Source organism: Bartonella sp. LB28NMGDW (assembly GCF_042194435.1).
In the GTDB taxonomy this organism is placed as follows: Bacteria; Pseudomonadota; Alphaproteobacteria; order Rhizobiales; family Rhizobiaceae; genus Bartonella; species Bartonella grahamii.
In genome coordinates, this window is sequence record NZ_JBHIMX010000020.1 from 1 (window position 1) to 11,799 (window position 11,799).

General features: G+C 36.8%; 6 protein-coding genes. 5 read left to right on the top strand and 1 reads right to left on the bottom strand.

All coding sequences use genetic code 11. The features are described 5' to 3' along the window. The 4 genes from ACFIKG_RS07970 to ACFIKG_RS07985 all read left to right on the top strand — a co-directional run. The coding region (locus ACFIKG_RS07970) for an autotransporter outer membrane beta-barrel domain-containing protein (RefSeq protein WP_375652059.1) at positions 1 to 198 on the top strand (198 nt) is incomplete at its 5' end. Positions 199 to 1,367: 1,169 nt separating this feature from the next. Beyond that, positions 1,368 to 3,845, top strand: coding sequence for an autotransporter outer membrane beta-barrel domain-containing protein (locus tag ACFIKG_RS07975; protein ID WP_375652060.1), 2,478 nt, complete (start codon positions 1,368 to 1,370; stop codon positions 3,843 to 3,845). A 653-nt stretch (positions 3,846 to 4,498) separates the two neighbouring features. Then, complete coding sequence (locus tag ACFIKG_RS07980) at positions 4,499 to 6,910, top strand: autotransporter outer membrane beta-barrel domain-containing protein (RefSeq protein ID WP_375652061.1); 2,412 nt, start codon at positions 4,499 to 4,501, stop codon at positions 6,908 to 6,910. Between the two features lie 145 nt (positions 6,911 to 7,055). Further along, on the top strand, positions 7,056 to 8,276 hold the full coding sequence (locus ACFIKG_RS07985) for an autotransporter outer membrane beta-barrel domain-containing protein (RefSeq protein ID WP_375652062.1): 1,221 nt from the start codon (positions 7,056 to 7,058) through the stop codon (positions 8,274 to 8,276). A 257-nt stretch (positions 8,277 to 8,533) separates the two neighbouring features. Here ACFIKG_RS07985 and ACFIKG_RS09910 read toward each other — a convergent pair whose 3' ends face one another. After that, positions 8,534 to 8,878 carry a hypothetical protein gene (locus tag ACFIKG_RS09910; RefSeq protein ID WP_404978548.1) on the bottom strand — a complete coding sequence of 115 codons (345 nt, stop codon included), beginning with the start codon at positions 8,876 to 8,878 and terminating at the stop codon, positions 8,534 to 8,536. Between the two features lie 28 nt (positions 8,879 to 8,906). Between ACFIKG_RS09910 and ACFIKG_RS07990 the strand changes: the two genes are divergently transcribed. Then, positions 8,907 to 11,492: an autotransporter outer membrane beta-barrel domain-containing protein gene (locus ACFIKG_RS07990; protein WP_404978568.1), complete on the top strand. Its 2,586-nt coding sequence runs from the start codon at positions 8,907 to 8,909 to the stop codon at positions 11,490 to 11,492. Positions 11,493 to 11,799: the final 307 nt, after the last annotated feature.

Sequence of the window (11,799 nt, forward strand, 5' to 3'; positions counted from 1 at the left end):
GGTGATGATGGTACCATTCATATTGGTAGAGACTTTGACCTTGATCCTATGGGACCTGCAATTGAAGGCGGCATTGGTATCAATGCACAACTGTCTCACAATTTCTCCCTTCATGGTGATGTGAATTATCAACAAAAGCTTCAGAAAACTGGTATAAGTGGTGCAAACTTTTCAGGTGGAATACGCTATCAGTTTTAAGGAAAGGCTGTAAATAGCCTATTCATTCTATTCAATTTAATAAAAAGGCAGTATAGTATACTGCCTTTTTTAATCTATGTAAGCTACTATTCTTATCCCCTAAAACTTTTTTCTTTCTCCTCAATGATCTCCTTCTCTGCTATTTACACGAGTCACGCGGCATATTCATTATCGAATTTGTCTATACAGCTAAGCAAAGTGTATTTTTAGGCAATATAAAGAAAACAACATTGGAAAAGATAATGATAAAAGAAGTTCTCTGTTCATACCTTTGCTATCTGTTTCTTCAATCCATTAGCTTAACACCACCCTGTAAGAATTCATTTATATTTCCATGTACCGTTTTTTAGGCAAACCATTTTGACAATGCTTATCCCTATCATTCCATATAATATATTGATTTATAAATATAATTCTTTGTTTTACATGTTGTAATGAGAGTCCGGAATATCGTAGGATTCTCTCATTTCAAACTTGTTTTATGTTGAATCAATTAAAAATTTTCTTGCACGTTACAAGCGGAGCTGGCGTGTGGAGCAAAGTTATATAAGAAAAGCCTAAGAACTCCTATAATGAACTGTCTCAAGAACCAAGAGCTTGTCACAAACATTAGGAGCTAGCAAAGTGTGTGATGGGCTTGCTCTTTTATTAAGCTTAAAGGTATCAGCTTGCTCCTTCGTAAGCGTAAAGATGATGAGACTCTATGGCTTTAGCGTTATAGCATTCATGACCACATCGTCGCGAAATAAGCTTTGGTACCCTTAAAGAAAAGTCTCTTTAAAGAAAGCCTGTGAATAGCCCCCTCATCTCTTTTTCTTATAGCAGAGAAAATTTGCTGATCGTTTTGGTGAGTGCATAAAATAATACATCTCAATGCTATAGAGCTTTTATAACGATTATCCTTAATAGACAATTTTAAATATCATACTTCATAGTGTTTTTAGCATAAGCTTGAGCAAGCTAGGTTTTATGAAATCCATTTTTCCCGACTTCTTATGATCATTAAAAAGTTTTTCTTAAGAAAAACTTCAAATCATAGAGAACACCATAACTATAATTCGTTTTGTTGTTTACAATAAAAACATAATGATATAAAAACTGATTGGGTACTTGCGCCATCAGGGGAATGAAGTAAGCATCAAAGCATACCAAATATTAAAGGCATATCTATGTGTAAGAAATATATTTATAAGAAAAATTTTTTGTTATGTACAATTGCTGGAACTTTCATTTTTTCTCATTTTGCTCCAACTTATGCAAATAGACAACCTCCTGAAATTATTAGTGAGTTTAAGCTGGAAAAAGGAGAAGAAAAAACTCTTAATAACGTTTTTATCCGCAATGGATTGAGCGCAGTGCACGCCTCTGAAAAAGCAATTGCCACAATTACAAACTCAACAATACATTCAGCTTCGTTTGCTTTTGCTGTATCACAAGGTGGACGTATTAATGCTAAAGGAGTAAACGTCAATGCCTTGTACACTGGTCTATCGATTTCAAACGGTATCATTAACATTGAAGATTCATTCATAGAAAGCAAAAAACAATCCGGTATTATTTTTCATAGCATTTTAGATGTTTTTGTGAAAGATGGTGAAGAAGTTATCAATAAGGCAATTCTTAACAATACAAAACTTCTTGTGGAAAATGGTGTCGGTATTTTAGGACCATCATCTTCAAAGTCTGTTGCCGAGGTTCAACTTAGAAATTCAGAAATTCGTTCTGATGTACTATTACAAAATAATGTAAAAAAGAAAACAGATTCAGATCCTCATCCTGTGACTTTTGTATTAACCGCCGATAATTCGATTATGGAAGGAAGAGCAAGAACCTTAGCAGTAAATACAACTGTTTTTAATTTAAATAACAACAGCAAATGGTATTTAAATGTAAGTCAATACGACATAAATCGTGATTTTAGTTCATTTAATTATGCACTCCATGATATTAAGCAACGAGCACTATCTACCGTTTCAGTACTGAACTTCAATAATAGCTCTATTGTGTTTAATGCGCCACATAGGCTGGCAAAGGGTCAATATCAAACCTTGAGTGTAGGACGAACAATTGAGATCCCTAAACCACACGAAAACAGGGATTCCGCTATAAAAACCGTTTATAATGCGACAGGTAATGCAAGGATTTATTTCAATACAGAATGGAGTGATGGTTTAAAAAGAGAACAACAAAAAACGGACCGCCTTCTTGTCCATGGAGATGTATCAGGCACCACGACAATTAGTTTCAATAGTCTTTCAAAAGGTGAGCCATCAAAAGAAGAAGCTTCTATTCCCGCGAATATGCGTGGACTGTCGCTCATTCAAGTATCTGGAAAAACAGATGAAAATGCCTTCAAACTAGCAAATGGCTATGTCACAATGGGCGGTTTGCCTTATAAATATATCTTAAATGCCTATGGACCAACATCACGTCTTGGAGAAGCAGAGAGCACACAAAGCCATTTAGGAGAAGTAACTCAACAATCACAAGAAAAGTCCTCAAAAACCGACACGACCCCCGTTGTATTAGGTGGTGTGGTTTTGAAGATTGAGGATAATATAAAAGGTGAATCAACGGCAAATTCTGAGCAAATAGGGAGCACACAAAACCATTTGAGAGAAAATCAGAATTTCTGGGATTTCCGCTTGCAAAGTGCAACGCTCGATGATGAAGGAAAGATCAGAGCTCTCGTTCCTCAAGTGGCAAGCTATTTGTCCATGCCTAGCGCACTATTCTCAGCTGGACTGGCTGATGTAAACAATCAAAACACTTTACTGAACACGATACAAAAAACAGGCTTTGAGAAAAAAAATCATAAAAACAAAGGGATCTTCTTCTCGACTTATGGAAATAAGATGACATTATCCTCTCACCGTACGCCATTGCAATATGGCTATGGTGCCGATATTCACTATGCTGCTTTACAAGCAGGCTTTACATTAGTAGCTCTAGAAGATCAAAACATAACCACCAATTTGGGTCTTTTCGGGACATATGGGAAATTAGCTTTCACCCCAAAAGATATGGAAGGTGCTGACAAGAGTACACTCAATAAATGGTCAATTTCTGCATATAGTGGACTGCGCCATAATAATGGTGCATATATCCATGCTCTCTTTTCTTATGGAATGCTCAAGGGAGATATCACCACAGCTCTCATAGGAAAGACTGCAGAATTGAAAAACGCTGATACATTCAGTGCATCGGCGACCATTGGACAAAAGTTCGAAACCAGTACAAAAGGATTGGTCTTTGAACCACAAGCACAAGTTGTTTATCAGCGTCTCATGCTTGGCACATTCTCAGATGTCGATGGCTTTGATGTAGATATGGGAAATCCTCATCAATACTTAGTGCGTGCTGGTGGGCGCTTAACACAAACGACGATTTCTATTGAAAAAGGCAGTATTCTTTCTCTCTATGGTAAATTGAATATTATTAAAGCTTTTTCTAACAATGACACCATACAGATTGGTGAATCATTCCACTTTGGTTCTATGGGGGCTTCTGTTGAAGGTGGACTTGGTGTGAATGCACAATTATCACAAAATATCGCCCTTTATGCTGATGTTAACTATCAACATAAGCTTCAAAAAACTGGTATATCTGGAGCAAGCTTTTCAGGCGGAATACGCTATCAGTTTTAAGAAAAGGCAAAAAACAATTTATAGTCTATGCATTTTTAATAAAAAAGCAGTACGAATGTACTGCTTTTTTGCAATCTATCGTAAAGAGCCATCAATAACGGTTCTTTCTATACAGCTTTCTCGAAAGGATTAATTTCATTCAAACCAAATGCAACAAAATTCCTTATCTCTCAATGACTGCTGAAGTCTCAAGAGAACTGCCTTTTTGATTTATAAAAATTTTTGTATATCGGTAAAAAATACAAAATATTTTAGCTTTTTTACATCAAAAAAATTCATAGTGAATAATTCTATATGCAAGAAAAACAACTGAACGATTTTTGTAAATGCACAACAAATCTTCTCCAAAAACTTTGTAGAGTTTTCATAACAACAGCCTTAAGCAATAAACATCCTTGTAAAATATTTTGATCCTTAGCACTTTAAAACAAAAATACTTATCAAGCTAGGTTTTCTGAAATCCATCTTCGCTGCATTGCGCTTTCTATTTTAAAAGCTCTTCTAAGACCAATTTTTAAACGATAAATAACAAAGCATAATATTCGTTTTGTTGTTTACAATAAAAATATAATGATATAAAAACTGATTGGGTACTTGCGCCATTAGGGGAATGAAGTAAGCATCAAAGCATACCAAATATTAAAGGCATATCTATGTGTAAGAAATATATTTATAAGAAAAATTTTTTGTTATGTACAATTGCTGGAACTTTCATTTTTTCTCATTTTGCTCCAACTTATGCAAATAAACAACCTCTTGAGATTCCTACGGTCCAAGTAGCTAATGGAGAAGAGAAGAGCCTTCATAATGTTTTTGTTCGTGGTAAGTATGATGCCGTGGTTGCTAAGAAAGGTCATATTACCATTACAAACTCAGTAATGCACTCAGGCTTTACTTTGCTTTCTGCAACATCAGGTGGTCAAATTAATGCCAAAGGAATTGTGGGAGAGGCAGAAGGGCATGGTTTGTCACTCACAAACGGCACAATCCATATTGAAGATTCAACATTAAAGGTCATAGGCCACAGCAGAGCCTATGGTATCAATTTTGGTTATATTTCAAGTTCTACAATAAAAGAAGGAGAAGAAGTTGTAAACAAAGCAATCCTTAATAATACAAAAGTTCTTGTAAAGGACGGTGTAGGTATTTTCGGACCTTATTATCCCAAAACGAATGCAGCGTACCTTAAAAACTCAGAAATTCGTTCTGATATGTTATTAAAAAATGAAGTCTCACCCTTCTTCGAGGTTCAACCTGCTACTTTTACATTAGAGGCTGATAATTCGATTATGGAAGGAAGAGCAAAAACGCTTCCTCAAAATACAACGGTTTTCACCCTAAACAATAACAGCAAGTGGCATTTAAAAATTAGTCTATTTGAGTTGGAAAATAGTTTTAGTCTATTTAATTATAAGCTCCTTGATCTTAAGCAACGAGCACAATCTATCGTTTCAGTCCTAAACCTTAATAATAGCTCTATCATATTTAATGCTCCGCATAAACTAGCAGACAATCATTATCAAACCTTGCATGTAGGAAAACATCCACAAAAAGCAGAGCAAAACAGAAGCTCCGATGCAACAACGGTTTACAATGCATTGGGGAACGCAAGAATTTACTTTAATACAGAATGGAGTAATGGTCTTACAAAAGAACAACAAAGAACTGACCGTGTTCTCGTTCATGGTGATGTCTCAGGCACCACAACGATCTATTTCAACAATCTTTCAAAGCATGCAGAACCATTCGATGATGAAGAAGATTCAATTCCTTTGAATATGCGTGGGCTCTCACTTATTCAAGTTTCTGGGCAAGCAAATGAAGATTCCTTCAAACTTGCCCATGGCTACACCACAATGGAGGGCTTACCTTATAAATACATACTCAATGTTTATGGACCAACATCCAGCCGTGGGAAAGCCGATAAGACACAAAGTCATTTAAGCGGAATATCACAAGAATCAAAACAGAAAGATGCACAAAATATCAATGCATCATCCCTTAAAAAAGAAAACTATGGACAAGCTCCCTTGGAAGAAAATGAGAATTTCTGGGATTTCCGCTTGCAAAGTGCGACTCTCGATGATGAAGGAAAGATCAAAGCTCTTGTTCCTCAAATGGCAAGCTATTTGGTTATGCATAATGCAATATTCTCCTCTGGCTTGGCTGATATAAACAATCAAAATACACTGTTAGATAATATGCACTCAATAGTTTTCGGATTAGAAGGTCATAAACAGAAAGGGATATTCTTATCGACTTATGGCAACAAGATAACGTTATCTTCCAGCCGTAGTCCATTAGAATATGGTTATGGTGCAGATGTTCGTTATGCTGCTATCCAAGCAGGCATGACATTAGCAACGTTAGAAAATCAAAATATGACCGCGAATCTTGGTCTTTTAGGCACATATGGAAAGCTTTCTTTTGCGCCAAAGGATATGGAAGGTTCTGACAAAAGCATACTGGATAAATGGTTTTTTACGGCATATGGGAACCTCCACCATGACAATGGTCTCTATGTTAATACACTTTTCTCTTACGGCATTTTAAACGGACATATTACAACAGCCCTTATCGGCAACACCACAGAGTTAAATAATACGGATACATTAAATATATCAGCTACCGTTGGACAAAAACTAGCAACTGGTGTTGAAGGAGTGTCCTTTGAACCACAAGCACAACTTATTTATCAACACATTACATTTGGCACTCTTTCAGATATTGATGGCTTCCAGGTTAATATAAAGACCCCTCATCAATGGTTGGTCCGTATTGGAGGGCGTTTAACGAAAACAATGCTTCCCATTGAAAAAGATCGTGTTCTTTCTTTTTATGGTAAATTGAATGTCATCAAAGCTTTTGGTGAAAAGCGCACTATCGATGTTATTGAATCTTTCTATCTCGATTCTATGGGCTCTTCCCTTGAAGGTGGGCTTGGCATTAACGCGCAACTTTCTAAAAATATCGCACTTCATGCTGACGTTAATTACCAACATAAACTTCAAAAAGCTGGTGTCTCTGGAATTAATTTTTCCGGTGGAATGCGTTATCGCTTTTAGAAATCTTAGCTCTCTATTTTGACGCATAAGCAGCGCTGAGATGAAAACAGTGCTGCTTATATTTTACTACATTACAAAAAACGTAGTGTGTCAAAAAGTGGTTTATTTTTAGCAAAACAAAGAAAATATCTTAAGGAACATCTCTATGCATAAGAATCTTTTGTTATGTACAGCCGCTTGTGCTTTGTTTTTTTCTTCTTTTAATTTTACGTCTACCAGTACCGCTTCTGGCTTAAACCCTCAAACACGCCATACCATTGATTTAATAAACACACCAACACAAGCATCGAAAACGACTCTTAACACATCCGCAAAAGCTCATGTGAAATTACCCACAAAAGTTAAGAGAACCGCTACCGCTGATACCGAAAGCACCTCTAAACTTACAGATAATGAAGCAGCCGCAACTTCTGCTTCTCTTGATTTGGCAGAAAAAAGAACAGTTCTTATGCCACAAAAAGAAAGCTCTTTAGTTATGCCTATCGCGATGTTTTCTGTCGGTTTTTCTGATTTCAACAATCAAAATATCTCGTTAGACAACATGCAAATAACGATGTTTGAACCCAAAGATCATCCAGAGAGAGGCGTTTTCTTATCCACTTATGGCAATAAGAGCACCTTTTCTTCCAGCATTCAAGAAAAACAAGATGGTGTTCAAGCAGATATTCGCTATGCTGCATTGCAAGCAGGAGCGACATTAATAGCGCTATACGATCAAAATATCAGCAGCAATTTTGGTCTTTTCGGAACATATGGGAAATTGTCTTTTACGCCTAAAAACAAAGAAAGCTCTCATAAGAAAATGCTTGATAAATGGTCACTCACTGCATATGGAAATATTCAACATGACTGTGGCCTCTATGCACATGCATTTCTCTCTTATGGAATTTTCAAAGAAAATAACACCAGAGCTTTCATCAAACATACCTCAAAAGTAAATAATAGTAAAACATTAGGGGCTGCTGCAACTGTTGGTCAAAAACTGTCAACCAGTTTGGAAGGTGTAATCCTAGAACCGCAAGCACAACTTGTTTATCAGCGTCTCATGCTTGGCTCTTTCTCAGATGACGATAACTCTAAAATAGACATAAGCAAACCTCATCAATGGTTGCTCCGTATTGGCGGACGTTTGACGCAAAACAAAGGCCATGCCCTTTCCTTCTACGGCAAACTGAACGCGATCAAAACTTTTAGTGAAAACCTTCCGCTTGCTGCTATGGGATTTTTAATCGAAGGTGGTTTTGGTATTCAGGCGCACTTATCTGAAAATATCGAGTTTCATAATGATCTCAGCTATCAACATAAATTCAAAAAAGATGGCATATCTGCAATAAATATTTCCGCTGGAATGCGCTATCACTTTTAAAAATACTTGTATTTGCATCTTGAAATACAAAGTACTCTCATTATGTTTCGTTTTGTCTCTTACAAAAGAAACATAATGAGGTTAAAGTTTTATCTTTTATGAGAGAGGGGAAATATTTAGGAATACATCTATATGAAAAAAAGTTTTTTACTATATACAGTTTCTGGAGTTCTGTTTTGTTCTTCCACCAGCTTGTCTTATGCTCTTCATGATACGAATGCACAACCTACAATAGATCTCCCGTCTCCACAACCCGCTCATTCAAATGCATCATCTTCATATCCACCTTTAACATCTAGCTCTACAAGAACGATCATACCCCCTCCTCTTACAAAGAGTGAATCTACAACGCCTACTCCTACGAGCACTCTACCTTCCACAACCAAACTTGAAGGAAATTTAGTTCGAAATACAATTTCTTCTTCAAAACAAAACTCTAATCTTAGCCAAGGAAATACACAAACATCAAAGACTAAAGTGGCAAAAAGTGTACAATCTAACCCTACAGCCACACAAGATATTCTTACACAATCTCCAACGACAGAAATAGCTCCAACAGCAGGAATGGAAGTAAAATCTAGAAGACGTTCGGGTGTTTCCACCTCTTCTACAAACTCTTCCAGAGAAAAAATGTCCGAAAATTCTGCTGTATCCTCACAGTCAGAACCTCCTCAACCTGCACCGAATTTACAACCAACACCTATAAACTTAAAACCTACAAGAGCGGAACCTACAAAACCGGCAACAGAGCTATCGCCAGCGCTTAAAGAACCAGAACTCGCACAGCCAATATCTTTAAGACCAGAAACTGGAAAACCAGCATTATCGGTACCACCAAAATCTGTAAAACCAGCGCCCGTACAATCTGCCTCTGCACAAAAAATATCTGAAAAATCAGAGCTTAAAAAACCAATATCACCAATAAAACAACCTGAAAATTCTACACAAATTGAGGATATAAGCTCCAGAATTGAGGCTGAAAACGGTAAGACCATAACGCTATATAACAAAAAAATTCAAGACAATGGTTTTGCTGTACATGCAGAGGGCAATAATTCAAAAATCAACATGATAGGGGGAACAGTTGATGCGCGTTTTGTTGCGCTAAGTGTATCAGATGGTGGAGAAATTGATGCTACAGGTATTACTGTAACAGCAGAAACAGTTGGTTTGCTAAACATAGAGGGAACAATCAAACTGAAAGATTCAAGCGTACATGTCACGGGTAATCATGAAGTGGACGGTATTATTTTCCGCAACAATCCGTATAGTGCCCCTAGAAAACGATATACACGCAATGCTGAAAGGAATGCCAACGCCGTTCAAGAACAAGATGGAGCCAATATTGCCGATAAAGTAACTCTAGAGAATACAAGGATTTTCGTTGAACATGGTAGAGGTATCAACCTTTATGGAACAGGCATAAACGGTGAAGTCAGCCTTAAAAATTCAGAAATTCATGCCGATATTTTATTAAAAAATATAAAAAACGAAAATGCTTTCACAAACACCCTTACACTGGTTTCTAACCACTCTTCTTTAGAAGGTGGAGTGAGAACTTCTAAAGATAATAGAACTGTTTTTGATCTAAAAGAAGGGACAAAATGGCTTTTAAAGGCGAATAAAAACGCCCAAAATAATGATAATGTTTCAGATGACCATGTACAGTTTGGTGTTGATAAAAAATCATACTCTAACCTTTCTGAATTGCGCCTTACAGACAGTGCCATTATGTTTGACAAGCCAGTGGAAGGACATTATCAAACTCTGTTTATAGGACCTAATCTTCCGAAAAGAAATGAAATAGCTCATACAGCAGCGGTTTACAGTGCAACAGGTGTTGCAGAAATTTATGTAAATACTCAATGGAATAAACATTCTCCTATCACGGAGCAACAAACCGATCGCATTGTGATTAATGGTGATGTCTCAGGGCGTACTGTTGTTCACATCAATCTCCGAAAAACAGATAAAAAAACAACCGATAGCTCTGCTGTTTGGGGAGAACACATGGCGTCACTTCCTTTAGGGACACATGGGATTTCAATCATTCAAGTTTCCGGACAAGCAAACGAAAATTCCTTCACGTTAGCAGGAAACTATATGACAATAGGGAAACAACCTTATAAGTATGTACTTACAGGCTATAAACCTGGAACATCTCATGAGAGCCAAAACCTTTTTGGTAAGAACAGTAATTTCTGGGATTTCCGCTTACAGAATGCCTACATTGATAAGGATAAAAAAGTTCGAGCACTTTTACCACAGGTAGCAAACTATTTAACCATATCTAATGCTTTATTTTCTGCTGGATTTACTGATGTCAGCAATCAAAACACGTTGTTAGACAATATGCGAACAACAGTATTTGGGGCAAAAGACAATAAAAAGAATGGTATCTTTTTCTCTTCCTACGGCGAGAAAGTCACCTTATCTTCCAACCGCGATCCACTGCATTACGGTTATGGTGCTGATGTAAACTATACTGCTTTACAACTGGGTGCCATATTAGCCGCCTCGGAAGGCAAAGACATAAGCACACATTTTGGTTTTTTAGGAACATACGGAAAACTTGCCTTTACGCCAAAAGAGATGCAAGATTCTGAAAAGACAACACTTGATAAATGGTCTCTTGCCGCTTACAGCAGCATCCAACATAGCAATGGTATATATGTAAACACACTTCTTTCTTACGGAAAGTTAAAAGGAAATATTACCACAGCTCTTGTTGGAAATGCCGCAAAACTGGATGGTACTGAGATGCTTAATATATCTGCAACCATTGGTCAGAAATTAGCAACCAACACAAAAGGATTGGTATTTGAACCACAAGCACAATTCATTTATCAAAATCTCATTTTTGATATCTTCTCAGATGCCGATGGCTTAAAAGTAGACATGGGCAACCCGCATCAATGGTTGGTGCGGATTGGTGGACGTTTAACAAAAACTATAATGGCTGCTGAAGAAAATAAGGCTGTCTCCTTCTATGGTAAAATGAATGTGATCAGAGCTTTTGGTGATGGTAAAACCATAAAAATTGCTGATACCTTTCATGTTGATCCTACCGGCTCTTCAGTTGAGGGAGGCATGGGGGTGAATGCATATCTTTCTCAAAATATTGTATTAAACGCCGATATCAGCTATCGGCAAAAACTGCAAAAAGCCGGAGTATCTGGCACCAATTTGTCTGGCGGGATACGTTATCGTTTCTAAAGCAGAAGCTAATTTTAACTTAAATATAAAGAGCAGAACTTTGTGCTGCTCTTTATATTTAAACTTATATTTTTTTTAATTCTCAAAAATCATTATCACATTAAAGAAGATTTTGACTTATAATGTTTCTTTTACATATTGAATAAAAAACTGAATACCATAGCATTCTCTCATCAAAACACCCCATGCATAAAGTTTTTATACCTTACACCACACCTCAAACGATGATGTTTTTACAGCACAACAGAATAAGCATTCATGCGGATTTTAAAAAATTAGCCCCTTCTTCGCTGTGGACGCTCCATTT

What these genes read in the sequence shown, in the direction of transcription:
- ACFIKG_RS07975 (WP_375652060.1), top strand. Translation starts at nt 1,368, where the DNA reads ATGTGTAAGAAATATATTTATAAGAAAAATTTTTTGTTATGTACAATT.
- ACFIKG_RS07980 (WP_375652061.1), top strand. Translation starts at nt 4,499, where the DNA reads ATGTGTAAGAAATATATTTATAAGAAAAATTTTTTGTTATGTACAATT.
- ACFIKG_RS07985 (WP_375652062.1), top strand. Translation starts at nt 7,056, where the DNA reads ATGCATAAGAATCTTTTGTTATGTACAGCCGCTTGTGCTTTGTTTTTT.
- ACFIKG_RS07990 (WP_404978568.1), top strand. Translation starts at nt 8,907, where the DNA reads ATGTCCGAAAATTCTGCTGTATCCTCACAGTCAGAACCTCCTCAACCT.